Origin of the sequence: Collimonas fungivorans (assembly GCF_001584145.1) — a bacterium.
GTDB classification, from domain to species: domain Bacteria; phylum Pseudomonadota; class Gammaproteobacteria; order Burkholderiales; family Burkholderiaceae_D; genus Collimonas; species Collimonas fungivorans.
This window is the reverse complement of sequence record NZ_CP013232.1, coordinates 4,537,562-4,563,968: the sequence shown is the minus strand read 5'-3', so window position 1 is coordinate 4,563,968 and position 26,407 is coordinate 4,537,562. Positions and strand designations below refer to the sequence as shown.

27 protein-coding genes are annotated in these 26,407 nt (G+C 60.0%); 17 read left to right on the top strand and 10 right to left on the bottom strand.

Features of this window, described 5'->3' with window-relative positions; translation table 11 throughout:
* The first annotated feature begins 208 nt into the window (after nucleotides 1–208).
* From glnL to CFter6_RS19970, 9 genes are all read left to right on the top strand, one after another.
* Nucleotides 209–1,291, top strand: coding sequence for a nitrogen regulation protein NR(II) (gene glnL / locus CFter6_RS20010; RefSeq protein ID WP_150118822.1), 1,083 nt, complete (start codon nucleotides 209–211; stop codon nucleotides 1,289–1,291).
* Between the two features lie 92 nt (nucleotides 1,292–1,383).
* On the top strand, nucleotides 1,384–2,898 hold the full coding sequence (gene ntrC, locus CFter6_RS20005) for a nitrogen regulation protein NR(I) (RefSeq protein WP_061542487.1): 1,515 nt from the start codon (nucleotides 1,384–1,386) through the stop codon (nucleotides 2,896–2,898).
* A gap of 297 nt (nucleotides 2,899–3,195) precedes the next feature.
* Nucleotides 3,196–3,603 carry a hypothetical protein gene (locus CFter6_RS20000; RefSeq protein WP_061541411.1) on the top strand — a complete coding sequence of 136 codons (408 nt, stop codon included), beginning with the start codon at nucleotides 3,196–3,198 and terminating at the stop codon, nucleotides 3,601–3,603.
* A 76-nt stretch (nucleotides 3,604–3,679) separates the two neighbouring features.
* Nucleotides 3,680–5,131 carry a bifunctional 2-methylcitrate dehydratase/aconitate hydratase gene (locus CFter6_RS19995; protein WP_061541410.1) on the top strand — a complete coding sequence of 484 codons (1,452 nt, stop codon included), beginning with the start codon at nucleotides 3,680–3,682 and terminating at the stop codon, nucleotides 5,129–5,131.
* A 126-nt stretch (nucleotides 5,132–5,257) separates the two neighbouring features.
* Nucleotides 5,258–7,150 (top strand): propionate--CoA ligase, encoded by a 1,893-nt coding sequence (locus CFter6_RS19990; RefSeq protein WP_061541409.1) that lies wholly within the window; start codon nucleotides 5,258–5,260, stop codon nucleotides 7,148–7,150.
* A gap of 84 nt (nucleotides 7,151–7,234) precedes the next feature.
* The gene (locus CFter6_RS19985) at nucleotides 7,235–7,726 is read left to right on the top strand and encodes an arsinothricin resistance N-acetyltransferase ArsN1 family B (protein ID WP_205631411.1); all 492 of its coding nucleotides are present in this window, start codon (nucleotides 7,235–7,237) and stop codon (nucleotides 7,724–7,726) included.
* Nucleotides 7,726–8,622 carry an RluA family pseudouridine synthase gene (locus CFter6_RS19980; RefSeq protein ID WP_061541408.1) on the top strand — a complete coding sequence of 299 codons (897 nt, stop codon included), beginning with the start codon at nucleotides 7,726–7,728 and terminating at the stop codon, nucleotides 8,620–8,622. The genes CFter6_RS19985 and CFter6_RS19980 overlap by 1 nt, the downstream gene beginning before the upstream one ends.
* Before the next feature lie 158 nt (nucleotides 8,623–8,780).
* Nucleotides 8,781–9,038, top strand: coding sequence for a hypothetical protein (locus CFter6_RS19975; RefSeq protein WP_061541407.1), 258 nt, complete (start codon nucleotides 8,781–8,783; stop codon nucleotides 9,036–9,038).
* An 8-nt stretch (nucleotides 9,039–9,046) separates the two neighbouring features.
* A complete protein-coding gene (locus tag CFter6_RS19970) occupies nucleotides 9,047–9,679 on the top strand; it encodes an esterase/lipase family protein (RefSeq protein WP_061541406.1) in 633 nt (210 codons plus the stop codon).
* A gap of 165 nt (nucleotides 9,680–9,844) precedes the next feature.
* Here CFter6_RS19970 and CFter6_RS19965 read toward each other — a convergent pair whose 3' ends face one another.
* The 4 genes from CFter6_RS19965 to ampC all read right to left on the bottom strand — a co-directional run bounded on the left by CFter6_RS19965 (nucleotide 9,845) and on the right by ampC (nucleotide 14,287).
* Nucleotides 9,845–11,152, bottom strand: a complete 1,308-nt coding sequence (locus tag CFter6_RS19965) for an MFS transporter (RefSeq protein WP_061541405.1) — start codon at nucleotides 11,150–11,152, stop codon at nucleotides 9,845–9,847.
* On the bottom strand, nucleotides 11,149–11,601 hold the full coding sequence (locus CFter6_RS19960) for a MarR family winged helix-turn-helix transcriptional regulator (protein ID WP_236904427.1): 453 nt from the start codon (nucleotides 11,599–11,601) through the stop codon (nucleotides 11,149–11,151). The genes CFter6_RS19965 and CFter6_RS19960 overlap by 4 nt, the downstream gene beginning before the upstream one ends.
* A gap of 175 nt (nucleotides 11,602–11,776) precedes the next feature.
* Complete coding sequence (locus CFter6_RS19955) at nucleotides 11,777–12,961, bottom strand: NHL repeat-containing protein (RefSeq protein ID WP_082814889.1); 1,185 nt, start codon at nucleotides 12,959–12,961, stop codon at nucleotides 11,777–11,779.
* A gap of 150 nt (nucleotides 12,962–13,111) precedes the next feature.
* Nucleotides 13,112–14,287, bottom strand: coding sequence for a class C beta-lactamase (gene ampC, locus CFter6_RS19950; protein ID WP_061541403.1), 1,176 nt, complete (start codon nucleotides 14,285–14,287; stop codon nucleotides 13,112–13,114).
* 183 nt (nucleotides 14,288–14,470) lie between these two features.
* Between ampC and xth the strand changes: the two genes are divergently transcribed.
* Nucleotides 14,471–15,238, top strand: a complete 768-nt coding sequence (gene xth, locus CFter6_RS19945; protein ID WP_061541402.1) for an exodeoxyribonuclease III — start codon at nucleotides 14,471–14,473, stop codon at nucleotides 15,236–15,238.
* Between the two features lie 67 nt (nucleotides 15,239–15,305).
* Here xth and CFter6_RS19940 read toward each other — a convergent pair whose 3' ends face one another.
* On the bottom strand, nucleotides 15,306–16,817 hold the full coding sequence (locus CFter6_RS19940) for a leucyl aminopeptidase (protein WP_061541401.1): 1,512 nt from the start codon (nucleotides 16,815–16,817) through the stop codon (nucleotides 15,306–15,308).
* Between the two features lie 38 nt (nucleotides 16,818–16,855).
* Here CFter6_RS19940 and lptF point away from each other — a divergent pair, with 38 nt between their 5' ends.
* From lptF to CFter6_RS19925, 3 genes are read left to right on the top strand one after another with little or no spacing between them, the layout of a single operon-like run.
* Nucleotides 16,856–18,019, top strand: coding sequence for an LPS export ABC transporter permease LptF (lptF, locus tag CFter6_RS19935; protein ID WP_061541400.1), 1,164 nt, complete (start codon nucleotides 16,856–16,858; stop codon nucleotides 18,017–18,019).
* Nucleotides 18,016–19,155, top strand: coding sequence for an LPS export ABC transporter permease LptG (gene lptG, locus CFter6_RS19930; RefSeq protein ID WP_061541399.1), 1,140 nt, complete (start codon nucleotides 18,016–18,018; stop codon nucleotides 19,153–19,155). Before lptF ends, lptG begins: the two co-directional genes overlap by 4 nt.
* Nucleotides 19,156–19,181: 26 nt before the next feature.
* Nucleotides 19,182–19,613 carry a sirohydrochlorin chelatase gene (locus tag CFter6_RS19925; RefSeq protein WP_061541398.1) on the top strand — a complete coding sequence of 144 codons (432 nt, stop codon included), beginning with the start codon at nucleotides 19,182–19,184 and terminating at the stop codon, nucleotides 19,611–19,613.
* Here CFter6_RS19925 and CFter6_RS19920 read toward each other — a convergent pair.
* Nucleotides 19,594–20,505, bottom strand: coding sequence for a LysR substrate-binding domain-containing protein (locus tag CFter6_RS19920; RefSeq protein ID WP_061541397.1), 912 nt, complete (start codon nucleotides 20,503–20,505; stop codon nucleotides 19,594–19,596). The two genes, CFter6_RS19925 and CFter6_RS19920, sit on opposite strands and share 20 nt — an antisense overlap.
* 71 nt (nucleotides 20,506–20,576) lie before the next feature.
* Here CFter6_RS19920 and CFter6_RS26090 point away from each other — a divergent pair, with 71 nt between their 5' ends.
* From CFter6_RS26090 to CFter6_RS26085, 4 genes are all read left to right on the top strand, one after another.
* Nucleotides 20,577–20,837 carry a DUF3563 family protein gene (locus CFter6_RS26090; RefSeq protein WP_061541396.1) on the top strand — a complete coding sequence of 87 codons (261 nt, stop codon included), beginning with the start codon at nucleotides 20,577–20,579 and terminating at the stop codon, nucleotides 20,835–20,837.
* Between the two features lie 463 nt (nucleotides 20,838–21,300).
* Nucleotides 21,301–21,693 (top strand): hypothetical protein, encoded by a 393-nt coding sequence (locus tag CFter6_RS19910; RefSeq protein WP_061541395.1) that lies wholly within the window; start codon nucleotides 21,301–21,303, stop codon nucleotides 21,691–21,693.
* A 275-nt stretch (nucleotides 21,694–21,968) separates the two neighbouring features.
* Nucleotides 21,969–22,169 carry a hypothetical protein gene (locus tag CFter6_RS19900; protein ID WP_061541393.1) on the top strand — a complete coding sequence of 67 codons (201 nt, stop codon included), beginning with the start codon at nucleotides 21,969–21,971 and terminating at the stop codon, nucleotides 22,167–22,169.
* Between the two features lie 123 nt (nucleotides 22,170–22,292).
* On the top strand, nucleotides 22,293–22,469 hold the full coding sequence (locus tag CFter6_RS26085) for a hypothetical protein (protein WP_014007489.1): 177 nt from the start codon (nucleotides 22,293–22,295) through the stop codon (nucleotides 22,467–22,469).
* Nucleotides 22,470–22,493: 24 nt separating this feature from the next.
* Here the strand turns inward: CFter6_RS26085 and cobA are convergent, their stop codons facing one another.
* From cobA to CFter6_RS19880, 4 genes are read right to left on the bottom strand one after another with little or no spacing between them, the layout of a single operon-like run.
* Nucleotides 22,494–23,273, bottom strand: a complete 780-nt coding sequence (gene cobA, locus CFter6_RS19895; protein WP_041742355.1) for a uroporphyrinogen-III C-methyltransferase — start codon at nucleotides 23,271–23,273, stop codon at nucleotides 22,494–22,496.
* Between the two features lie 55 nt (nucleotides 23,274–23,328).
* Nucleotides 23,329–24,660, bottom strand: a complete 1,332-nt coding sequence (locus CFter6_RS19890) for a sulfate adenylyltransferase subunit 1 (protein WP_061541392.1) — start codon at nucleotides 24,658–24,660, stop codon at nucleotides 23,329–23,331.
* Nucleotides 24,660–25,619, bottom strand: a complete 960-nt coding sequence (gene cysD / locus CFter6_RS19885) for a sulfate adenylyltransferase subunit CysD (RefSeq protein ID WP_061541391.1) — start codon at nucleotides 25,617–25,619, stop codon at nucleotides 24,660–24,662. Before cysD ends, CFter6_RS19890 begins: the two co-directional genes overlap by 1 nt.
* A gap of 31 nt (nucleotides 25,620–25,650) precedes the next feature.
* Nucleotides 25,651–26,406 carry a phosphoadenylyl-sulfate reductase gene (locus CFter6_RS19880; protein ID WP_061541390.1) on the bottom strand — a complete coding sequence of 252 codons (756 nt, stop codon included), beginning with the start codon at nucleotides 26,404–26,406 and terminating at the stop codon, nucleotides 25,651–25,653.
* Nucleotide 26,407 lies beyond the last annotated feature (1 nt).

Genomic DNA, 26,407 nt, shown 5'->3' with positions numbered 1-26,407 from the left:
TTTGCCTACCCGGTTTAAGATAGAGCAGAGCCGGACGCACCATAATGTGGCGATCCGGCATATTACCCACCGACATTGCTTACAAAGCTTGTTATGCTCGGAAAATGCACTATTTCAATCACACCGACAGTCTCGCCGGCACCCGCATTTTGTGCCGAGCTTTGCGCCGCGCTTTGCCTGGACCAGGCTGGTTAACAAGGATGCCAGGATGCCAATAAAAACCGCCGAACGGAACGCGCTCGCCAGCCTCGATCTGCTGGCCTCAGCGGTGCTGGTGCTGGACCAGCACGGACGCCTGGTGTTCGCCAACGCCGCTGCGGAAAACCTGCTGGAAAGTTCCAGCCGCCTGCTGCAGCAGCAGACGCTGTCCGACCTGTTCCTGAATCCGGACCAGTTGCTGGCGATCTTTGAACAGGCCCTGCAGCATCAGTTCGACGATTCGCGCCAGGACCTGATCCTGGAACGCGTGGGACGCGAGCCCTTGTGGGTCGACACCATCGTCACCGCGCTCGACAATCCCGACATGCCGGTGCTGATCGAGCTGCGCGAGAATGTGCAGCAGCTCAAGCTGGAGCGCGAGGAACGCTTGATCGACCAGAGCCAGGTCAACAAGGAGCTGATCCGCAACCTGGCGCATGAAATCAAGAATCCGCTGGGCGGCATCCGTGGCGCCGCCCAGCTGCTGGAGCTCGAACTGCCGGAGCGCCACGTCAAGGAATTGCGCGAATACACACAGGTCATCATCAAGGAAGCCGATCGCCTGCAGACCCTGGTGGATCGCCTGCTGGCGCCGCACCGGCTGGCGCAGATCGTGGGCGACGTCAATATCCACGAGGTATGCGAGCGGGTGCGCAGCCTGATCGTGGCCGAATTCCCGAGCGGCCTGAGCATCAAGCGCGATTACGACCTGTCGATCCCGCAATTCCGCGGCGACAAGGAGCAGCTGATACAGGCGATCCTGAACATCGCCCACAACGCCGCGCAGGCGTTGCAGGAGCGCATCAAGGCGGGCGACGCCGAACTGGTTTTCCAGAGCCGGGTAGTGCGCCAGGTGACGCTGGCCAAGGTGCGTTACCGGCTGGCACTAGACTTGCATATCATCGACAATGGACCTGGCATCCCGGCCGAGATTCAAGAACGCATTTTCTATCCGCTGGTATCGGGACGCGACGGCGGCAGCGGTTTGGGTTTGACGCTGGCGCAAACCTTTGTGCAGCAGCACATGGGCGTCATCGAATGTGAAAGCCGGCCGGGATATACAGATTTCAGGATTCTTATACCTCTGCCCTGATGCTTGCAGGCAGTAGGTAGGCCGTCATGGCGATGAGAAATGTAATCGACTACGAGTTTAACGGACTGCGCTTCTGGCGCAGCACAAAACACATGAAACCAATCTGGATTGTTGACGACGACGAATCGATTCGATGGGTGCTTGAAAAAGCGCTGGCCCGCGAAAACCTGAGCACCAAGAGTTTCTCCAATGCGCGCGACGCGATCGAAGCGCTGCAATCGAGCACGCCGCAAGTGCTGGTCTCCGATATCCGCATGCCGGGCGCTTCCGGCCTGGAGCTGCTGCAAACCGTCAAGGCCAAGTTTCCCGGCGTGCCGGTGATCATCATCACTGCTTTTTCCGATCTGGACTCAGCGGTTGCCGCGTTCCAGGGCGGGGCTTTCGAATACCTGGCCAAGCCGTTCGACGTCGACAAGGCGGTCGAACTGATACGGCGCGCGCTGGAAGAAAGCTTGCGCGAAGCGAATGTCGAGCAGGCATCCGCCGAGACCCCGGAAATCCTGGGACAGGCGCCGGCCATGCAAGACGTGTTCCGCGCCATCGGCCGCCTGTCGCAATCGAACGTGACGGTGCTGATCACCGGCGAATCTGGCACCGGCAAGGAACTGGTTGCACGTGCCCTGCACAAGCACAGCCCGCGCGCTTCGCAGCCGTTCATTGCGCTCAATACCGCGGCGATTCCGAAGGATCTGCTGGAGTCGGAACTGTTCGGCCATGAACGCGGCGCGTTCACCGGCGCCCAGGCCTCGCGCCGCGGCCGTTTTGAACAAGCCGAAGGCGGCACCCTGTTCCTCGATGAAATCGGCGACATGCCGTTCGATTTGCAGACCCGTTTGCTGCGGGTTTTGTCGGACGGCCATTTCTATCGCGTCGGCGGCCACCAGTCCTTGAAAGCCAACGTCCGTGTCATCGCCGCGACCCATCAGAACCTGGAAACCCGGGTCCGCGAAGGCTTGTTCCGGGAAGACTTGTACCACCGCCTGAACGTGATCCGGCTGCGCCTGCCGAGCTTGCGCGAACGGCGCGAAGACATCCCGATCCTGACCCGTTATTTCCTGAGCCAGAGCGCCAAGCAGCTGGGCGTGGAAAGCAAGCGTGTCTCCGACAACGCCATGCGTTTCATGAGCAGCCTCGACCTGCCAGGCAACGTGCGCCAGCTGGAAAACCTGTGCAACTGGATCACCGTGATGGCGCCCGGCCAGACCGTCGAGATCAAGGATCTGCCGCAAGACCTGGTCGGCGGCCGCGACCAGAGCATGCAGCTGGAAAGCCCGGCCAGCAGGCCGGTGGCGTTTGATCCGCACCTGGCGGCGCCGGCCGTCGCGCACTATCCCGAAATCCTGGCGCCTGCCGCGCAAGCCGCTGGCGCCGGCGAAAAGCAGAGCTGGATTGCCTTGCTGGAGGTTGAAGCGGCACACATGCTCAGTAATGGCGACGCTGACGTCATGGATGTGCTTGGACGGCAATTCGAATCGGCCTTGATCAAGATTGCATTGCGCCATACGCATGGACGCAAGAACGATGCCGCGGTACGCCTCGGCATCGGCCGCAATACCATCACCCGCAAGATCCAGGAACTAGGCATAGCCGGCGCCAAGGACGACTGACGCCTCCCGGCAGGACCGGGTTCTCCGGTCCTGTTATCCTCTCCATTTGCATCCCTGTCCGCGATTGCCCGCGCTTTTGGTGGGCGGTGCACATTGCCGAAAAAAAAGATTACAAGATTATTCGCGCATCGGCGAATCATGCGGGCCCAGAAGATTTAAAATTTGTCCCGATTGGCAAACGTAAATAGCGTCTGTATGCAAAATGGCAATACCGACGCAGGAGCGAGCCAATAGATGTTTCCATTGCACAAGCGAGGGAAACTATCCGCTTATTTAACGCCTTTGGGCCGGGACCATATGATCGCTTTTAATGCATTGAACACTTGCCGCATCGCTTCTGCCGTGACACTCGCCGCTTTGCTGGCCGCCTGCGGTTCCAGCGTGCCGCTGGCCGACACCAAGCCGCAGCCGACCTTGCCGAATCTTCTGAAGCTGGAGCCGACGCCGGCAGCCAGCCTGCTGACCGGTAATTTCTATTGCGAACTGGGGAACCGGGTCGACCTGGCCGGCGGCGCCGGCAGCGACGTCAAGCTGTCCTGGAAGGGCCGCAGCTACACCATGACCACGGTCAGCACCACCACCGGCGCGGTGCGCCTGGAAGACAAGGCCAGCGGCCTGGTGTGGATCCAGATCCCGGCCAAGTCGATGCTGCTCAATTCCAAGCTGGGGCAGCAGCTGGCCAACGAATGCAAGCTGCGCGGATGACTTGAGCAGGGCAGGCAGTTGGTTTTGGTCTCTCGGCTTCAATTGTTGGTTTGATTTTTCATCGTCAAGGAAAACAATGTCCGCTCATATCTCCAACGTCCGCCCGAAATACGACAAAGTACTGGTCGATATCGTCGACTACGTGACCAGGTACAAGATCACTTCCAAGGTTGCCTACGATACCGCCCGCAACTGCCTGATCGATACCCTGGGCTGCGGCCTGGAAGCGCTGGAATACCCGGCCTGCAAGAAGCTGATGGGGCCTGTCGTGGCGGGAACCGTGGTGCCTAACGGCGCCAGGGTGCCGGGCACGCAGTTCCAGCTCGATCCGGTCCAGGCTGCCTTCAACATCGGCGCCATGATCCGCTGGCTGGATTTCAACGATACCTGGCTGGCTGCGGAATGGGGCCATCCATCCGACAACCTGGGCGGCATCCTGGCCACAGCTGACTGGCTCTCGCGCAATGCCGTCGCCGCCGGCAAGAAGCCGCTGAAGATGAAAGACGTGCTGGCCGCGATGATCAAGGCGCACGAAATCCACGGCTGCATCGCACTGGAGAATTCCTTCAACGAGGTCGGCCTGGACCATGTGGTGCTGGTCAAGGTCGCTTCGACTGCGGTGGTTGCGGAAATGATGGATCTGAACCGCGAGGAAATACTCAATGCAGTGTCGCTGGCATGGGTCGACGGCCAGCCGCTGCGTACCTATCGCCATGCGCCGAACACCGGTTCGCGCAAATCCTGGGCCGCCGGCGACGCCACCTCGCGCGCGGTGCGCCTGGCCCTGATCGCCAAAAGCGGCGAAATGGGCTATCCATCGGTGCTGACCGCCAAGACCTGGGGTTTCTACGACGTGCTGTTCAAAGGCCAGCCATTCAAGTTTCAGCGCAAGTACGCATCGTATGTGATGGAAAACGTGCTGTTCAAGATTTCCTTCCCGGCCGAGTTCCATGCGCAGACCGCAGTGGAAGCGGCGATGAGCTTGCATGCGGAACTGGCCAAGTCCGGCAAGCCGGTGGCAGACATCAAGCAGATAACCATCCGCACCCACGAAGCCTGCATCCGCATCATCGACAAGAAGGGCCCGCTCAACAACCCGGCCGACCGCGACCACTGCATCCAGTACATGGTAGCCGTGCCGCTGATTTTCGGTCGCCTGACGGCCGGCGATTATGAAGACAAGATTGCCGCCGACAAGCGCATCGACGCCTTGCGCGGCAAGATCGTCTGCGTCGAAGACAAGGCTTTCACAAAGGATTACCACGATCCCAAGAAGCGTTCGATCGCCAATGCGCTGACGGTCGAATTCAAGGATGGCACGAAACTCAAGGAAATCGTGGTCGAATATCCGATCGGCCATGCACGTCGCCGCGAGGATGGCATCCCGCTGCTGGAAGCCAAGTTCAAGATCAACCTGGCGCGTCAGCTGTCGGTCAAACAGCAGCAGAGGATCCTGGAAGTTTCGCTGGACCAGAAAAAGCTGGAAGGCATGGCGGTCAACGAGTATGTTGACCTGTATGTGATCTAAAGAAACGGCGCCCGCCATGACGGGGTGCATTTGCGACAGCTGCCGGAAAACATGCCATAGAAGCATGCGCAGCCGGACCGGGAGTGTTTACGCCCTGCGGTTCTTTAAAAGAAACGAGGAGACAGCATGAGTTTTGCCACCTTTTACCAGCGCTCGGTCGACGATCCGTCCACTTTCTGGGCCGAACAAGCCAGGCGTATCGACTGGCACCACCCGTTTTCGCAAGTCCTCGACGGCAGCCGGCCGCCGTTCGCCAGGTGGTTTGTCGACGGCGCCACCAACCTGTGCCACAACGCGGTGGACCGCTGGGTGGCGACACGCGGCGACCAGGCCGCCCTGATCGCGGTGTCGACCGAAACCAATACCGAAAAAACCTATTCCTTCCGCGAGCTGCAGGCAGAGGTCAATCGCGCCGCCGCCGTCATGCAGGGACTGGGCGTGGGACGCGGCGACCGGGTCCTGATCTACATGCCGATGATCGCCGAGGCGGTGTTCGCCATGCTGGCTTGCGCTCGCATCGGCGCCATCCATTCGGTGGTGTTCGGCGGTTTCGCCTCGAACAGCCTGGCCAGCCGCATCGACGATGCAACGCCCAAGCTGATCGTTTCCGCCGACGCCGGTTCGCGCGCCGGCAAGATCTTGCCCTACAAGGGTTTGCTGGACGAGGCGATCAAGCTGGCGCGGCACAAACCGGCGCATGTCTTGATGGTCAATCGCGGCCTGGCCGCCATGGCAACGACCGCCGGCCGCGATGTGGATTATGCCGAACAGCGCCAGCTGCATATGGACGCCAAAGTGCCGGTGGTCTGGCTGGAGTCGAACGAAGCTTCTTATATCCTGTATACCTCCGGCACCACCGGCAAGCCCAAGGGCGTGCAGCGCGATGTCGGCGGTTATGCGGTGGCGCTGGCGACTTCCATGGACACCATCTTTTGCAGCAAGCCGGGGGGAACGTTTTTCTGTACCTCCGACATTGGCTGGGTGGTCGGACATTCATACATCGTTTACGGTCCGCTGATTGCCGGCATGGCGACGGTGCTGTACGAGGGGTTGCCGATCCGTCCGGACGCTGGCGTCTGGTGGGGCATCGCCGAAAAATACAAGGTGACACGCATGTTCTCGGCGCCGACTGCAATCCGGGTGCTGAAAAAACAGCCGCCTGAACTGATGCGGAAATATGATTTGTCTTCGCTGCAGGCGTTATACCTGGCCGGCGAGCCGCTGGACGAAACCACCTCCAGCTGGATTTCGTCGGCGCTCGGCGTGCCCGTCATCGACAATTACTGGCAGACCGAATCAGGTTGGCCGATCATGACCATCGCCAAGAATGTCGAGGCCAAGCCGAGCAAGCTTGGCAGCCCCGGCCTGCCGATGTACGGCTATAAGGTGCGGTTGCTGAACGAGACCACTGGCGAGCTGTGCGGCGCCAACGAAAAAGGCGTGGTGGTGATCGAATGGCCGTTGCCGCCAGGCTGCATGCAAACCATTTACGGCGACGACCAGCGCTGCATCGATACTTACTGGGCCACGCAAGTGCCCGGTTCCCGCAACCAGGCTTATTCAACTTTCGACTGGGGCATCCGCGACGACGACGGTTATTACTTCATCCTCGGGCGCACCGACGACGTCATCAATGTCGCCGGCCACCGGCTGGGCACGCGCGAAATAGAAGAGAGCATTTCCAGTCATCCGAACGTATCCGAGGTGGCCGTGGTCGGCATCGAAGACAAGCTGAAAGGGCAGGTAGCGGTGGCTTTTGTGATTCCCAGGCTGGCGGTCGATACGGCGCAGGCACGCGCCGCGCTGGAGGCCGAGATCATGGGCGTGGTCGACAAGCAGATCGGCAGCGTCGGCCGCCCGGCGCGCGTATATGTGGTCAGCCTGCTGCCTAAAACCCGCTCCGGCAAGCTGCTGCGCCGTTCGATCCAGGCGATCTGCGAGGGACGCGATCCGGGCGACCTGACCACCATCGAAGACCCGTCTTCCCTGCAGCAGGTCAAGGACGCCTTGCGCCTCTGATGCCGTCTATTTGGCGGTTGCCCTCTGGCATGGGCGAATGCACGGTATGATTGTACATTCGCCTGTTAAGCTGAGTTTTTTGCCATGACCCATATCATCCGCCCGGCAACCATCGACGATGCCGCCGCCATCTGCGACATCTATAATCCCTACATCCGCGACACCGTCATCAGTTTCGAAACGGAGCCCGTAACGCCGGAACAGATAAGACATCGCATCCTGGATATCACTGCCAGCTTCCCGTGGCTGGTATGTGCAGAGAACGAACAGATCCTCGGCTACGCGTATGCCACCAAATGGCGCACGCGCGCAGCCTACCAGCATGCTGTCGAGACTTCGGTGTACCTGTCGCCTGCCGCCGCCGGCAAGGGACTCGGCAGTGCGCTATATCGCGCCCTGATCGCCGAACTGCAGAAATTGCCGATACATGTGGCGATCGGCGGCATTGCCCTGCCGAACGCCGCCAGCATCGCCTTGCATGAAAAAATGGGCTATGAAAAAGTGGCCCACTTCTCCCAGGTCGGCAAGAAATTCGATCGCTGGATCGACGTCGGTTATTGGCAACGGATATTGTGATGGCGCATTCGCTGCCGGCGCCGTTGCCAGTTATCGATGGCGTTGCGCCAAGCTACCTGTGGCTGCCGGCGGGCGAATGGCCTGACCTGCTGAGTTTCCTGGAACAGCGGTTCCCGGCCATAACCAGCGCTACCTGGGAGGCGCGCATGGCGCGCGGCGAAGTGGTTGACGGCGACGGCGTGCGCTTGGCACCGGACAGTCCGTACCGGTGCGGCATGCGCATTTTTTATTACCGTGAATTGCCGGCCGAGACGCCGATTCCGTTTGCAGCTTCCATCCTGTACCAGGATGAACGGATACTGGTGGCCGACAAGCCGCATTTCCTGCCGGTGATCCCGAGCGGACGTTTCCTGCACGAGACCTTGCTGGTCCGCCTTAAGAAGGAAACCGGCCTGGCCGACCTGACGCCGATCCACCGGCTGGACCGGGAAACCGCCGGCGTGGTGATTTTTTCCCACGACATGGCCAGCCGTGGCGCCTACCAGTCGCTGTTCCAGCAACGGCTGGTCGACAAGACCTACGAGGCGCTGGCGCCGAGCGCGCCGGACCTGGTGCTGCCGCTGGTATATCGCAGCCGCATGGTGGAAGGTACGCCGTTTTTCCGCATGCAAGAGGTGGACGGCGAGCCGAACTCGGAGACCCGCATCGAACTGATCGAGCAGCGAGAAACCTGCAGCCGCTACCGGCTGCGGCCATTGACCGGCAAGAAACATCAGTTGCGCGTACATTTGGCAGCATTGGGGATACCGATCATCAACGATGCTTTTTATCCAGATGTACATCCTTGCAAGGGCGACGACTTGTCGGCGCCCTTGAAACTGCTGGCGCGGGAAATCGCTTTCGTCGATCCGCTGGACGGGCGGCGACGCCATTTTGCCAGCCAGCGCGAACTGTAAAAGATGAACGTTGGATAACAGACGAGGTAGGGTGGGCACCTGTGCCCACGTAGTGCCGTCGACATCCGCGTGGGCACGGGTGCCCACCCTACGAGAGCGATGGATAAACAAGAGTTTTCATGATTTAAGCAAGTATCAGTAGATACCAGGAGAATGCAATGAGATCAACCCGAGCCACAGCGGCGGTCGAACGTCTCAATGCCCGCAGCACCGATGTACGCTATTCGATGGTGAGGACCGCAGAGGAATTGTTTTACCTGACGCAGAACGCCGGTTTCGAGGCGCCGATCCGCTTGAGCGAAGCGCTGGAGCTGGACGCCTTCGTCCGCTTCGTCAACGCCTACGGCCCGCAAAAGCCGAAGCGCATCAGCAAGCTGGATGTGGCTTTTGAAAAGCAGCTGCAGAAAAAAGAATAACCCTGCCAATGAGCGCCCATCCGGACGGTAGTGCAGGCGTACACGTCATCCTGGTGCATGGCATGGGCCGTACGCCGGTGTCGATGTTGCTGCTTGCCAGGCGCTTGCGTGCGGCAGGCATGATTACCCACCTGTTTGCCTATTCGGCTGCGTTTGAACGCTGGCTGCCCTGCGTCGAGCGCTTGCGCAAATTCGTTGCCGCACGCGCCGGCGACCAGCGTTTCATCGTCGTCGGCCATTCGCTGGGCTGCGTGCTGACGCGTGCCGTATTGCCAAGCCTGGCGCGGGCGCCCGAGCTCGGCGTGTTCCTGGCGCCGCCGACCATGGCTTCAAGTTATGCCATCAAGCTGGCGCAGTGGCGTTTGTTCCGCTTGCTGACCGGAGAGATGGGACAGCTGCTGGCGCGCCAGGAATTCATGGATAGCTTGCCGGTCCCGGATATCCCGTTGCGCGTGTATGCCGGCATCAAAGGGCCGCGCGGCAGCTGGATGCCGTTCGGCGACGAACCGAACGACGGCATCCTGTCGGTCAAGGAAGTGCAGCTGGGAGAAATACCGGTGCAGCTGCTGCCTACCATCCACACCGTCATCATGAATTCACGCCAGGTGGCCAGCGATATCATGGCCAGCGTCAGCTCATGAACTGTAGTGGAGTGTTTCGCAAATGTTGAAACCCCATAAGCACTGCTTTTTTGCGCCATGCGTCGTTGCAAATCCTCGCGATAGTCCGACTATCGCTCCGGTTTGCGCCTAGCCTGGCACAAAAATTCAGCACTTCTGGGGCTCCCCCATTTACGAAGCACTCCACTAGCGATTCGGTACCGGAACCGCCGGTATCAGGTCGCCGCCGGCATGGTGGCCCTTGATCCGCAACACCATCACCGCAGCCACGATGCAAGCTGCCCCCATCAATACCGACGACAGGGTGTAGCTGCCCAGGCTGTTGCGCAGCGAGCCGGCCAGCATGGTGGCGCTGGCGGCGCCCAGCTGGTGGCCGGCGACGATCCAGCCGAATACGATAGGCGCGGCCAGCCGGCCGAACACATCGTTGGCCAGGCGCACGGTAGGCGGCACGGTGGCGATCCAGTCGAGGCCATAGAACAGGGCGAACACCGGCAAGCCGAAATAGCTGAGGCCGAAAGCATGCGGCAGGAAAATCAGCGCAATGCCGCGCAAGCCGTAGTACCAGAACAGCAGAACCCGGGCATTGAAGCGGTCCGACAACCAGCCTGACATGGTGGTGCCGAACAGGTCGAGCAAGCCCATGGTGGCAAGGATGCTGGCGCCGCCGACGGCGGAAATGCCGTAGTCGCCGCACATCGCAATGAAATGCGAGCCGATGTAGCCGTTGGTGCTCATGCCGCAAATGAAGAAGCTGAAGAACAGCAGCCAGAAATCGCGGATCTTGACCGCCTTGCCCAAGGCCTCGAAAGCAATGGACAAAGGATTTTTGGATTTGCTGACCGCTTCCGGCGGCAGGTCTTCGAACTGGCCGTAGCGTTTCATGCCGATGTCTTGCGGCCGCTCCGGCAGGAAAATCGCCACCAGCGGGATCGCCAGTGCCGCCACACTAGCCACCAGTATCGCCACCGAGCGCCAGCCGTAGTGTTCGACCATGTAGGCCATCAGCGGCAGGAACACCATCTGGCCGGTGGCCGAGCTGGCCGTCAGCAGGCCCATGGCCAGTCCGCGCCGGGTCTCGAACCAGCGGCTGACGATAGTAGCCGCCAGCGTGTTGGCGGCGACGCCGCTGCCCGATCCCACCAGGATGCCCCAGGCCAGCACCATGTGCCATGGCATGGTCATGAAGGTACTGACGAAAGTGCCGACCGCCAGCAGCACCAGCGCTCCCAGCACGATGGGGCGGATGCCGTAGCGCTGCATGGCGGCTGCCGAAAACGGCCCGATCAGGCCGTACAGCGCGATGTTGACCGAAATGACGAAGGAGATGGTGGTGACGCTCCAGCCGAATTCATGCTCCAGCGGCAGGATCATCACCGAGGGCGTGGCGCGGATGCCGGCAGCGGCCAGCAGTACCAGGAAAGTGATGCCGACGATGATCCACACGTAGCTGAAACGTGTGCGCGACATGATGGCGTGTATGGTCTGGTTCATAAAGTGGCGTTTTCGTTTTGTTCGAATTTCACATTTGCATCATCGACCAGGCTCATCAAGGCATGATGCGTCTGGTCGCCCAATATCGTGTTGATGACGTCTTGCGCCTTGCGCCAGTTAGGTTTGGACTGTTTCCATTTACGCTCCCCTTCGGCACTCAGGCGGACACCGAAGGAACGCTTGTCGGTCAGCATTTCCAGCGGCAGGTCGACGGTTTCGATCCAGCCCGCGCCGATCAGGGGCTTGAGCGTGCGGCTCATGGTGCTGCGGTCCATGCCCATGTTGTTCGCCAGCGGGATCACGCCGATCGGGCCGTATTTGCCTATCCTTGCCAGCAAGGAGTACTGGCTGATGGTGAGTTCGTCGGCGGCCAGGTAGTGGTCGTAGATATTCGTCATCTTGCGCGTCAGCTGGCGCAGGGTGGTGCAACTACATTCGTTTTTCATCATAAACAATCCTTTTCATGCATATACATCCATGTATATGCATACTAATGGCGATGACAGGACGATGTCAACAGGCTTGTTGTTATTTGTGCGCGGAGAGGAAAGGGGGCGGCCGCAGCCGCCCGTGCGGCTTATCGTTCAGGCAAGAGCGGCATGCCCGGCCAACTGCAATAGCCCGCTAGAGCTTGAAAAGGCACAAGCACGATGATGAATTTGAATTGCTGCTGCCGAACAAGCTGCTGACTTGTGCATCGGGGGTCACTTTGCGGATCAGGTTGTTGCTGGTGTCGGCGACGTAGATATTGTTCGCGGCATCGGCAGCGATACCTTGGGGCTGGTTGAAGCGGGCCTTGTTGCCGCTGCCGTCGGTGCTGCCCGCGGTTCCGGCAGCGCCGGCCAGGGTGCTGACTACCCCGGTCAGGGACACGGTGCGGATCAGCTGGTTGCCGCTGTCGCTGACGCGGATATTGCCCGCGCTGTCCAGCGCAATGCCGTACGGCTGGTTGAAACGGGCGCGCTGGCCGCTGCCGTCATCGCTGCCGGAGTTGCCTGCCGTCCCCGCCAGCGTGCTGACATTGCCATTCTGGTCAAGCTTGCGGATGGTGTTGTTGTTGCTGTCGGCAATATAGATATTCACAGCGAGATTCACTGCGGTGCCCGTGAGATTGCCGGCGTTGTCGAGCGTGATGCCGCGCGGCAGGTTGAATTGCGCGCGGGTGCCGGTGCCGTCCGAGCTGCCCTGGCTGCCGGCGGTGCCCGCCAGCGTCGTCACTACCCCGGCTGTGGTGATCTTGCGCACGGTAGCGTTGCCGGTATCGGTGACATACAGGTTGCCGGCGCCGTCGCGCGCCACGCCCCAAGGCTGGTTAAAGCGCGCATCGCCGGCCGTGCCGTCATTCTGCCCGGCCTGGCCGGCGCTGCCGGCGATGGTCGTCACCACACCGGCGCTGGTGACCATGCGGATCGTATGATTCTGGGTATCGGCCAGATACAGGTTGCCGGCCGCGTCGACCGCGATGCCGCCCGGCTGGTTGAAGCGCGCCCGGCTGCCGCTGCCGTCGCTGCTGCCGGAATTGCCGGCGCTGCCGGCCAGGGTGCTGGTTTCACCGGCGGCAGTGATTTTGCGGATGGTATTGTTGGCGGTATCGGCCACGAACAGGTTGCCGCCGGCATCGACCGCGATGGCGCCGGGCTGGCTGAACCTGACATTGCTGCCGCTGCCGTCGCTACTGCCGGCTTCTGTATTCGGCGTGCTTGCATTGCAGCTGGCCTGGTCGCTGGTTTGGTCGTTTCTGCAGCAGGCCGCCAGGATCAGGGCCAGCAAGCAGAGGGAAAGCCTGGCAGGTAGTTTTACAACTCGCATGTGGTCTCTGGTAGGTTAACTCTGATATGCCTGATGACAAATCGATACGAGAATATTACCGGATTCCAGGGCTTTCTTGGGAGCAAAGTTGGCGCGGCCGAAATTGAGGCGCCGCGCCGCCAGCCGATTCGACTCCTTTGCGGTTGAAGCTCAGTTTTTCGATGCAGCCTCGCTGTCCAGGCGGGTCAATATCCGGTATGCCGCGGTGACTCGCTGGTCGATGGGATAGGATTTGTTCGCCAGGATCACGATGCCGATTTTTTTGGCCGGCACAAAAGCCGCGTAGCTTGAAAAACCGTTGGTAGAACCGGTTTTGTTGATCAGCACGTCCGCTTGCGGAGGCAGCGCAGGGCTTAGCCTGGCGGCTGGCAATTCGTCGTAGAGGGATGTGGTAGCGTTGCCTGCCAACAGCTGTTTCAGTTCTAGCGGATAGGGGTATTGTTCCCAGATCAGGTCCTGCGTAAACTCTCCCGAGCCGAAATATCCTGTATGCGTATCAGTGATTGCGCGCTGCAATCTCGCTTCAAGCTTGATTACCTGCAGGTTCGCGCCGATGAAACGGATCAAGTCGGCCGAACCGGATTTCACTCCATAGGCTTCAGACGCCAGCACGCCGGGATTGACCCTGACCGGGACATCTTTTGTGGTGTAGCCTTGCGCGTAATCTTTCATCTGGCCAGCTGGTACGTTGATGTAACTGTGCGTCATTCCCAATTCGGGGAAAAGCTTCTTTTCGACAGCGTCCTCAAAAGACATATCCATGCTCTTGGCGGCAATCATGCCGAGCAAGCCGATGCTTGGATTTGAGTATTTTCTGTATGTGCCGGCGGCATGGGCCGGCTGCCAATGCTTGAAATAATCCATCAGCTGTTCGGTATTGCCGATATCGTCGGGGACTTGCAGCGGCAGGCCGCCGGCGGTGTGCGTCCCCAGGTTCAGCAGGCTGACATTGTCAAAGCTGCTGCCGCGCAGGGACGGCAGGTATTTGCTGGCGCTGTCGCTCAATGAGAGCTTGCCGTCGAGCTGGGCATAAGAAGCCAGCGTCGCCGTGAATGTCTTGCTGAGCGAGCCGATTTCAAAGAGCGTCCTGTTTGTAACGGGTTGCCGAGTTTCCTTCGACGCCACGCCATAGTTAAAGAAATGGTTCTTGCCATCGATGGTGACGGCGACCGCCATGCCGGGGATAGCGTAGCTTTGCATCAGCGGCTCGATGGCGCTGTCTACGGCGGTTTTGATGCTGGACTGGTCGAGGCCGGTGCCGGCGCCGGCACAGCTGCCGGCGGCGAGAAAACAGGCTGAAAAGGACAGTACTTTCAATATGCTCATGGTTTTTTGCGGATATCGCTTAAAGTCTTGTAAAGACGGAAATATCCTCCCTTGGTGAATTGTCCGCAAGCGAGAATAATTTCGGTAAGACTAAAGAAAATCTTATGACTCTACTTTGATGCGCTCTACTTCAATGCGCGCTTGCGGTAACATCGCCACATATCAAATAAGGATTTGGAACAAATGCAAAAGATCGCGACATGGAACGTCAATTCCCTGAAAGTCCGCCTGCCGCAGGTGCTGCAATGGCTGGCCGATAACCCGGTCGACGTGCTGGCCCTGCAGGAAACCAAGCTGACCGACGACAAATTCCCGGCGGCGGAAATCGAGGCGGCCGGTTACCACGTGGCGTTCAGCGGCCAGAAGACCTATAACGGCGTCGCCATCCTGTCGCGCCATGCGATCACCGACGTGGTCAAGAACAATCCGCGCTATGAAGACCTGCAACAGCGCATCATCGCCGCTACCATAGACGGCATGCGGATTGTCTGCGCCTATATTCCCAACGGCCAGTCGCTCGAATCGGAGAAATACCAGTACAAGCTGAAATGGCTGGACGCCTTGCACGACTGGCTGCAGGACGAGTGCAAGCAGCATCCGAAGCTGGCCTTGATGGGCGACTACAATATCGCGCCGGAAGACCGCGATGTCCACGATCCTGCCGCCTGGGTGGGGCAGAACCTGGTGTCGCCGGCCGAGCGCGCCGCTTTTGTCCGCCTGCAAGGGCTGGAACTGAGCGACGCCTTCCGCATGTTCGAGCAGCCGGAGAAGCTGTATAGCTGGTGGGATTACCGGCAGATGGGATTCCGCCTCAACCGCGGCATGCGGATCGACCATATCCTGCTGTCGCCGCCTTTGGCGGCGCAGTGCACGGCTTGCGTGATCGACAGGGTGCCGCGCAAATGGGAGCAGCCGTCGGACCATGCGCCGGTGATAGCGACGCTGGGCTAAACAAAGGGCAAATAAAAACGGGGCGCCGGCATTGCTGCCGGCGCCCCGTTTGCCATCTGATTACCGATTACTTGGCTGCTGCTGCGCGATTCATCAGGAAAGTGGTCAGCAGGGCTACCGGCCGTCCGGTTGCACCCTTGGCTGCGCCGCTTTTCCATGCCGTGCCGGCGATGTCCAGGTGAGCCCAGGTGTATTTCTTGGTGTAGCGCTCCAGGAAACAGGCTGCGGTGATGCTGCCACCGGCCGGGCCGCCGATATTCGCCATGTCGGCGAAATTCGACTTCAGCTGTTCCTGGTAGCTGTCTTCGATCGGCATGCGCCATGCGGTATCGCCGGTAGCCTTGCCGGCGCTGAGCAACTCGTTGGCCAGGGCGTCATGCGCGCTGTCGTGACGGGTGAACAGTCCGGAATTGTGGTGGCCGAGCGAAGTGACGCAAGCACCGGTCAATGTCGCGATGTCGACCACGGCAGCCGGCTTGAAACGCTCCACGTAGGTCAGGGCGTCGCACAGCACCAGGCGGCCTTCGGCGTCGGTGTTCAAGACTTCGATGGTCTGGCCCGACATCGAAGTGACGATGTCGCCCGGCTTGGTGGCGGTGCCGGACGGCATGTTCTCGGTGGCAGGGATGACGCCGATCACGTTCAGCTTCAGCTTCAGTTCGGCGATGGCGCGGATCGTGCCCAGCACCGAACCGGCGCCGCACATATCGTATTTCATCTCGTCCATGCCGGCGCCGCCCTTGAGCGAGATGCCGCCGGTGTCGAAAGTGATGCCCTTACCGACCAGTACTGTCGGCGCATCCTTGGCTTTGCCGCCGAGGTGCTTGATGATGATGAACTTCGGCGCTTCGCCGCCGCCGCGCGCCACCGACAGGAAACTGCCCATTTTCAGGGCTTCCAGCTGCTTGCGGTCCAGGACTTCGACTGACAGCTTGAATTCCTTGGCCAGTTTCTTGGCGGTGTTGGCGAGATAGGTCGGGGTGCAGACATTGCCAGGCAGGTTGCCCAGTTCCTTGGTCAGGTCGATGCCGTTGGCCAGGGCCAGGCCTTGCGCCACGGCTTCCTTGGCGACAGCTGCCTTGGCGGCGGCGACCAGGAAGGCGACCTTCTTGATGCCAGACAATGTTGTCTCTTTCTTACTTTTCAGGGTATCCGAGCGATAGCTGTTCTCGCGCAGCACCAGGATGCTGTTGCGGATGGCCCATGCCAGGTCGCGATCCTTGATGGTGTCGAACGGCAGCGCCAGCACGGCGTCGTTGCCGCCCAGGGTCGCTATCACGCGCGCCACGCACAGGGCGGCCATGGACATGACCTTGTCGCTCAGTTCGCCGTCGGCGCCAAGGCCGATCAGCAGCACGCGTTCGGCGGCGACGCCGGCGATTTTGCGCAACAGCAGGGTGGAGCCTGGTTTACCGGAAATATCTCCGGACTTTAGTGCAGCAGTGATTTCACCAGATTTGTCAAGAGCCTGCGCTTGTGGCGAGAGTTTCTTGTTTTCATAGATCCCGACTGCGATACAGCCGGCTTTCAGAGAGGCAATTGAGGTTTTTGCGTCAATGGTTTTTATGCTAAAGTCCATCACTTACTCCTTTTTTTGATCCGCAATTATATTCCCCAATGATCTTTCAGCGCGCACTCCGACGCGAATTAATTAGCACCGCTGGTGCAGTTTTTACTACGCTCTTCACAATTATCATCACGGTGATGCTGATCAAGATTCTGGGACAAGCAGCCGGAGGACAGATTGCGTCCCAGGACGTGGTCGCGCTGATCGGTTTCCAATCCTTGAATTACATGCCGATCCTGCTGATCCTGACCGGCTACATTTCGGTGCTGCTGGTGGTCACGCGCAGCTACCAGGATTCGGAAATGGTGGTCTGGTTCGCTTCCGGCCAGAGCCTGGTGCGCTGGATCCAGCCGGTGCTATGGTTCGGCCTGCCGCTCATCATCCTGACCACTTTCCTCAGCTTCGTGGCGACGCCCTGGGCCAACAGCCAGAGCGCGCAGTACCGCGAGCGCTTCGAAAAGCGCGAAGACATCTCCCGGGTATCGCCCGGCAAGTTCCAGGAATCGGCCTCGGCCAACCGCATCTATTTCGTCGAAGGGCTGGCCGGCGACGCCAGCAAGGTCAAGAACGTCTTCGTCAATACCCAGCAGGACGGCCGGAACAGCATCGTGGTGGCGAAGGAAGGCAATATCGAGCTGGACAAGAACGGCGACAAATTCCTGATCCTGTCGAAAGGGCGGCGCTATGACGTCCTTTCCAGCCAGAACGAGTTCCGGATCATGGAATTCGAGCGCTACGGCGTGCTGGTGGCCAGCAATTCGCAGGCGGTGAACGGCGACAAATCGGCGCGCGCCCTGCCTACCGGCGACCTGCTGAAAGACCGCAACGGCTTCAACATGGGCGAGCTGCTGTGGCGCCTGTCGCTGCCGCTGATGGCGCTGTGCCTGATGCTGTTGGCGATACCGCTGAGTTTCGTCAATCCGCGCGTCGGGCGTTCGGCCAGCCTGCTGATCGCGCTGCTGCTGTTCATTACCTACAGCAACGTGACCAATATCTTCCAGGCCTCGGTGGTGCAGGGACGGCTGTCGTTCGGCATCGCCTGGTGGCCTATGCATCTGGTGGTGCTGATCATCATCGGTTTGCTGTTCATGTGGCGGCTCAACGTCAACAGCCGCTGTCACCCCCTGGTCATGTGGTCGGCTGTCAAGCACGCGCGCCTGATTAAAAATAAAAATTCGAACAAAAAAACGATTAAAAAAACGGCGGCAACATGAAGGTCCTGCAGCGTTATTTTACCTCCGAGATAGTCCGTTCCGTCCTGTTCACGCTGGCGGCGTTCCTGGCGCTGTTCGCCTTCTTCGACCTGATGAACGAACTGCCGTCGGTCGGCCGCGGCGGCTACAAGCTGCAGCACGCCTTCTTTTTCGTCTTGCTGGGCCTGCCGAGCTACGCCTATGAGCTGATGCCGATTGCGGCCCTGATCGGCACCATCTACACCTTGTCGCAATTCGCCGCGCGCTCCGAATTCACCATCATGCGCGTCTCCAGCATGTCGACCATGATGACCGCCAAGATACTGGTCAAGATCGGCCTGCTGTTTGTGATCGCCACGGTGCTGATCGGGGAATTCGTTTCTCCCAAGAGCGCCGAGTTTGCCGAGAAAGTGAAGCTGGAAGCCAAGGGCTCGTCGATTTCGCAGAAATTCAAGACTGGCCTGTGGAGCAAGGATGTCATACGGAGCGGGGCCGACGGCGCCAGCGGCGAAATCGTCGGTTCACGCTTTATCAATATCGGTGAAATCCGCCCGGACGGCCAGCTGGTCGGCGTCAAGCTGTACGAATTCGACCGCAACCTGCACATGACGGCCCTGATCCTGGCCGGCCATGCCGAGTACAAGGGCAAGCACACCTGGAACCTGGAAGATGTGGTGCAGACCGATTTTGTCAACGGCACGTCGACCGAAGACATCACCACCGCGATCGCCACCAAGAAATTCCCGAACAAGGACCTGGTGTCGGAGATCACGCCTGAGATCCTGTCGGTCCTGTTTGCCGACCCGGACCATATGTCGGCCTACAATTTGTGGTCTTATTCCCAGCATCTGGCGGAAAACAACCAGCATACCGAGCGCTACGACATCGCGTTCTGGAAAAAACTGGTGTACCCGCTGTCGGTATTCGTGATGATGGCGCTGGCCTTGCCGTTCGCCTACCTGCATTTCCGTACCGGCGGCGTGAGCCTGAAGATCTTTACCGGGATCATGATCGGTGTAAGCTTCCAGCTGGTGAATACGCTGTTCTCGCACCTCGGCTTGCTCAATACCTGGCCGCCCTTTTTCACAGCGGCCTTGCCGAGCACCATCTTCCTGCTGATCGCCATCGGCGCCTTGTGGAAGATCGAGCGAAGCTAGTGTAGTGTTTGAAGATCGGGTGATCCATGTCTGAATCTCTGTCCGCGTCTCAATCCGCGTCTCAATCTGTATCTCAGTCGATACCGCAGCAAGCACTCATCCTGTTCGCCCACGGCGCGCGCGACCCGGCCTGGGCGGCGCCTTTCGAGTCCTTGCAGCAGCTGATCCAGCGCCAGCGGCCGCAACTGCTGGTCAGGCTGGCTTTCCTTGAACTGATGCAGCCCGATTTGCCGCAGTTGCTGCAGCAGCTGGTTGCCGCCGGCGTCAGCGAAGCCAGCGTGGTGCCGGTATTCCTGGGGCAGGGCGGCCATGTCAGGCGCGACCTGCCGGCATTGATCGCACAGGCCCGGCAACAGCATCCGCAACTGACTATCACGGTGGCGCAGGCGGCCGGCGAGCAGCCGGACGTGCAGAATGCCATCGCCCAATACTGCATTTCTACTTTGCCGCAGCGGTGATGCTGGTGGATGTCTGCTTTCCCATCAATTGCAGCCACGCGATAAAGTTTGCCAGTTGCGGATCCTGGTGACTCGGGCGGTACAACAGATGAAATCCCTTGTCTCGCAGCAGCAAGCCTGGAAACAGCGGCAACAAGCTGCCATGCGCCAAGTCTTCCTCGATCATGGCCAGCGATCCCAATGCCACCCCGAGATCGGTGAGCGCGGCTTGTAAGCTCAAGAAAAAATGCTCATAGATCTGGCCGGATAGCTGGCCTTTGACCGGCACGCCTACTTCACTGAACCAGCGCGTCCAGCTTTCCGACCGGGTCGATAAATGGAGCAAGGAAGCTTGCAGCAAATCGGCCGGGGTCTTGCATGGGTGTTGCTGCAGGTAACGCGGCGACGCCACCGGCGTCAGCACATCGTCCAGGAATCGTATGCATTCATACTCGGCGCGATGCATCGGGCTGCGCCGTATCAGTACATCGAACGGTTCCTTGAGGGCGTCGACCGCAACGGTTGATGTCGTGACGCGGATCTCGACCCGCGGATTTTCTATCTGAAACGACGACAGCCGCGGAATCAGCCAGCGCATCGCCATCGACGGCGTGCAGCTGACGCGGATGATGCGCACTTTTCCCGTATTGAGCAGTTGCTCGGCCGCCAGCGAAATACGGTCCAGGCCGGCTTTGACGTCGGCAAAAAATATCCGCGCCGCCGCCGTCGGCTCGACTCCGCGCTGTCCCCTGACAAACAAGGTCTGGTCGAAATGCTGCTCCAGCAGCTTGATCTGCTGGCTTACCGCGCTGTGCGTCAGGTGCAGTTCGGCGGCAGCCAGCGTCAAGCTGCCGGTACGCACCACGGCTTCGAATACGCGCAGCGGCTTGAGCGGTGGCAAACGTGTTTTCATGTTAAAAAAACTTATATTGAGGATAGATAATACGGCTTTTAGGAAAAACCGGATCGGCCTATTCTACATCCATGGCAGCCAGATGCCATGCCATCGATTTTTATATCCACCGCTTGGAGTTTGATATGTCGCTTTCCAATATATTTTCTAATAGTAAATTGCAGGACTGGATGAAAAAACTGGCACAGGCAAGCAGCGCGCCGGATGCCGAGCAGGCTTATCTCGCCGCTGCCCAGGATCACCAGGACCTGGAGCGGCGCTTGCGCGTGCTGGATTGCCGGCACGGATCGCTCCTGCATACTTTGCGGGTCATGAAAGTCCGTTCTTATTGATTCTGCCGAACGCCGGCCGTTATTGGTGAGACGGTATGGCGTGACGACCCGGCGATACATATTTTGTGCTGAAAGTAAAGGGTTTTTACTTGACAGAATGGCTAGCCGGAAATATAATCCTCGGCATTGCATCACATGGAGGTCCATATCTTGGACAGTTGTTCTAGTAGTAAGCGTGGATGGGTCCTCAGCCCGGCACATAGCGCATAATCTTTAGCAGACCTCCCTCCGCTACAGCTTGTGCTTATTCCGAGCTGTAGTGTCATAGTAAGCCTGTCGTAGCAGACAGGCCGCAGCGATACTCCCATCCGTTTTTTTGCAAGACCGTTTTTCGTGCTGCCATCCGGCGGATTGCGTACGGCTGTGTCCGGCCATGTGTTTGCCTCAGGCGCACAGGCTCGGCGCTGGCCGCGGCAATACGCCATCCGGCATCCCGGCTGACGGAAGTAGGAAGGAGATCGCCATGCCATTCGCTAAATTGCATGCATTTTTCAACAAGCGCCGTTTTGCTGCGTCCGACGACAGCCGCGAGACAGCTTTGCCTTACCGCATCGTGACCACTTGCCGCAGTTCGGAAGTGGCCAAGCTCGAAGAGTTGATGCGGCGGCTGTTGTCGACTTACGACGTGACTTACCAGGGCAGCGAAGCCGCGGTACAGGCGCATCTGACCAGCATCACGGTAGAAGTGATGTGTTCGGTGCGCGAGCGTGGCGGACTGGTGCAATTGGTCACCCGCCTGGCGCAGGAAATCAGCGTGCGCAGCGTACGCTGGGAAAGCATTCCCCAACGTTCGGCACGTCCTGTCCAGGAGCGGACGGCGTCCCGTGCCGGGCACGCTGCCGCGCAGCCGGCATAACCAGGAGTTAGTGAAATGGACTGTTCCAGTTGTCCGCGCTATCGGACTGAAAAACTAGCAACAGAAAATAGTAAAGCAGGCGCGCGTTTGCCTGTCCCCGTCTAGCCGTCCGCACCTTTCCGGTGTCGATTGGCCAGGCGGGACAGCTTGCAATCGACGACGGAATGTCTTCGTCGCAGTCGTCCGTGCCATTGGCGGCAAGGACCTGACCCGCGCCACGCTTTACATGCTGACCTTGCTTCCGGAACGGAAGCAGCACATGAAAAGGTGAAATCATGACTATCAAAACCCTGCTGGGCATGGCGCCCAACAATCGCAATAACGGCGGCAGCAGCTGGACTTTCGGCTGGACCCCAAGCCAGGCATCTACGCTTTCCGGCAATACAAAAAGCGGGACCAAGCGTGAAGCCGGCCAGGTCGAACGCCAGGTCGGCGTCTACGGCGTGCTGGCGACGCGCAATCACAACGGGCGCTGAGCGCCGTTTGCAGAGAGATGTTTGAAAGCCGTCCTGCCCCGGCAGGACGGCTTGTTATTTGAATGCGGCAGTTTCCTGGCGTTGCGGCAACGCAGGGCCGGCGCCGCAGGTAAGGAGTAATAAATGAAATGGGAATTTTTGAATAAGAGAGCTGCAGTATTTCTGGTGCTGACCGTAGCCGCCGCCGGCCTGGTCAGCTGGATCAATGTTTTGTCGCCCGAAGACCGTGCGGATCAATCCGGCCGGGTCCTGCAAAAAGCACTGGCCTCGACGGCGCCCGCCAAGCCGCTGCCGCGCTGAGCGCGCGCGGGGTGAAACTGGATTTCAGGCTGCGTTCTGCTCGTCTTGCCCGTCGGCTGTTATCAGCGTTTGTTGCGGGCGGCTGGCCAAAGCCTCGCCTATCATCACCAGCACCGGTCCTTCGCACAGCTGCAAGCCTGACTCAAGCCGGTCCAGGCGCAAGCGCTGGATGCGCTGGTTGTCGCGGCTGCAGTTTTCCACCACCACCACCGGCGTCGAGGCAGCGCGGCCCTGCGCCAGCAGGCGCTGCGCGGTTGCCGCCGCTTCGCGTCCGCCCATGTACTGCACCAGCGTGTCGCAAGAAGGAATATTGACCTGGTCCGATTCGCCGGGGGCCGTGCTCGAGGTGAAGAAGGCGACGCTGCGCGCCACGCCGCGCTTGGTCAAGGGCTGCTGGGTGGTCGCGGCGGCCGCTAGTGCGGCGCTGATGCCTGGCACCACTTCCGCTGCGATGCCATGCTGCTCCAGCGCCCGCAATTCTTCGTCGGCGCGGCCGAACAGCATCGGGTCGCCGCCTTTCAGGCGCACCACCAGCGCGTACTTGCGCGCACTGTCGATCATCTGCTTGTTGATGAACTGCTGGGCGGTAGACAGCTTGCCGCAGCGTTTTCCCACCGGGATTTTCACAGCCTGCGGGCACAGCGCCAGCATTTCCTCGGTGACCAGCGCGTCATGCAAGACCACGTCGGCCTGCGCCAGCAACCTGGCGCCGCGTACGGTAATCAGGTCGGCCGCGCCGGGGCCGGCGCCGATCAGGTAAACCTTGCCGTAGGCAGGTTTGCGGGAGGAGTGAGTAGCTTGCATGGCTTGCCTGTCCAATTTGTTGCTGTCGGTTAGTCGAGCCCGGGTTATAGCCGGGTTATAGTCTAATCATGCCGGCCGCGACCGTCTGGTGCGTAACTTCGTCAATCAGGATGAAGGCGCCGGTAGCGCGGATCGCGTCGTAGGAATCGGCAGCGATGGCTTGCTGCAGGTTGAGCGATACGCGGGCGATGTCGTTCAGCTTGAGCGACTCGGCCGGGCGCCGTTCCTGGGTATTGATGTCGAGCAGCGTATCGACCTTGGCGATGCGTGCCGCGACTTGTTTGGTGCTGTGCTTCAGCCAGTATTTGCGGCGCAGGTCGAGCGTGTCTTCCGACAGCCAGCAAAGGTCGGCGCTGACGGTTTTCAGCAAGGCCGGCGCGCGCTCTACCGAAGTCAGCATGTCGCCGCGCGAGATATCCAGGTATTCGTCCAGCAGCAAGGTCACGGACTGGCCGACCACCGCCGACGGCAGCGAACCTTCCAGCACCAGGATGTCTTTCACCGTGGCGCTCTGGCCGCTAGGCTGCACCACCAGCTTGTCGCCCTTGTGCACCTTGCCGGCTTCGATGCGGCCCATGTAGCCGCGGAAATCGTTCGCTTCGTGGCCGTTGTGGCGCGCCACCAGCTGCACCGGGAAGCGGAACGGTTCGTCATGCGATTCATCGTAGACGCTGAGTGATTCCAGCAACTCGATCAGGGTCGGGCCCTGGTTCCACGGCATGTTGTCGCCGGCCGTCACCACATTGTCGCCGGCCAGCGCCGACAGCGGGATCGGACGGACGTCGCGCAAGCCCAGCTGGGTGGCGAATTCCTGGTAGGCGGCGACGATGCGGTCGTACACGGCCTGGTCGTAGTTCACCAGGTCCATCTTGTTGACTGCAACGATCACGTGCTCGATCTGCAGCAGGTGGGCGATCGTCGAATGGCGCTTGGTCTGGGTCAGCAACTCGACGCTGCCATCGTCGCCCAGCTTCACCTTGGAGACGTCGATCAGGATGATGACTGCATCCGCGGTGGATGCGCCAGTCACCATGTTGCGTGTGTACTGTTCGTGGCCCGGGGTATCGGCGATGATGAATTTGCGTTTCGGCGTGGCGAAATAGCGATAGGCGACGTCGATCGTGATGCCTTGTTCGCGTTCGGCTTCCAGGCCGTCGGTCAGCAGCGACAGGTCGATGGTGTCGCCCACAGTGCGTTTGTGCTTGGCGCGCGAGATGGCGTCCAGCTGGTCGGCGAAAATGCCCTTGCTGTCGAACAGCAGGCGGCCGATCAGCGTGCTCTTGCCGTCATCTACCGAACCGGCGGTGATGAAACGCAGCAGGCCGCGTTCCAGCGGCGCGTTATCGGCAGTGACGGTATTGGCAACGGTGTTTACAACGGCGTTCATCAGAAATATCCTTCTTTTTTGCGTTTTTCCATCGAGGCTTCCGACGTCTGGTCGTCCATCCGGGTAGCGCCGCGTTCCGTGATTTGCGTCACCGCGGTTTCGGCGATGATGGCTTCCACGGTAGCCGCATCGGAGGCGACCGGGCAGGTGCAGGAAATATCGCCGACGGTGCGGAAGCGGACTTCGCGCAGTTCCGGGGTTTCGCCTTCCCTGGCCGGCGTCAGGTCGGTCAGCGGCACCAGCAGGCCGTTGCGCGGGATTACCTGGCGCTGGTGGGCAAAATAGATGGGCGGCAGTTCCAGTTTTTCGCGCGCGATGTATTGCCAGACATCCAGCTCGGTCCAGTTCGAAATCGGGAATACCCGCATGTTTTCGCCCGGATGGACGCGTGTGTTGTACAGGTCCCAGAGCTCAGGGCGCTGCGCTTTCGGGTTCCATTGGCCGAATTCGTCGCGGAAGGAAAAGATGCGTTCCTTGGCGCGCGCTTTTTCTTCGTCGCGGCGGGCGCCGCCGATGCAGGCATCGAACTTGTGCTCTGCAATGGTTTCCAGCAAGGTCACGGCTTGGGCGGCGTTGCGCGAATCGGTCTGCGGATTGCGCAAGCGCACGGTGCCGCGCTTGATCGAATCCTCGACCGAGCCGACGATCAGGCGTTCGCCCAGTTCGGCCACGCGCTTGTCGCGGAAGGTGATGACTTCTTCAAAGTTGTGGCCGGTATCGATGTGCACCAGCGGGAAAGGGAATTTGCCTGGACGGAAAGCTTTCTCCGCAATCCGCAGCAGCACGACGGAATCCTTGCCGCCCGAGAACAGCAATGCAGGATTGCTGCACTCGGCCGCCACTTCGCGCATGATGTGGATCGCTTCCGACTCCAGCCAGTCGAGATGGCGGTTGGCGGCCGTATTGGCAACCGCATTAGCAACGTTATTCAGGAAGGATTTTTCAACAACTGTGTTCATGTCGGTTCTTGTCATGTGAAGAGGCGATGATTCAAGCGTTTTGCTGGGAGGCGGACTTGATGCGGATCAGTTTGCCGTCGACCACGTGCAAGCCGCATTCCTTCGAATCCGGGTTTTCCCACCACCAGCGGCCGGCGCGCACGTCTTCGCCTGGCTGGATGGCGCGTGTGCACGGTTCGCAGCCGATGGATGGATAACCTTTGTCGTGCAACGGGTTGTACGGCACATTGTTGCTGCGGATGTATTGCCAGACATCGTCTTCTGACCAGTCTGCCAGCGGATTGAACTTTGCCATGCCGTGCGCTTCGTCCCGTTCCTGCACATGCAGTTCGGCGCGCGTCTGCGACTGCGCCCGGCGCTGGCCGGTGATCCATGCCTTGTTGCCGGCCAGGGCGCGGTTCAGCGGCTCGATCTTGCGGATGCGGCAGCATTCCTTGCGCATCTCTATGCTGTCGTAAAACGCGTTCAAGCCATTCTGTTCGACATAGGCGGCGACAGCTTCAGGCTGAGGCCGGTACGGCGTGACGTCGTAGCCGTAGGTCTCCTTGATGCGGTCCAGCATGCCCAGCGTTTCGGCATGCAGGCGGCCGGTTTCCAGGGTGAAGATGGCAATCTTGTCCTGCAACTGGTGGCGCAGGATCAGGTCGGTCAGCACCATGTCTTCTGCCGCCAGGCTGGAGGCGAACACCGCCGGCGTATATTCGGCGGCGATCTTTGCCAGCGTCGCCTGGGTGGCGGCGACCAGTTCTGGCAGAGACAGGGGTAGAGTCGGGGTCGGGCTGCTCATG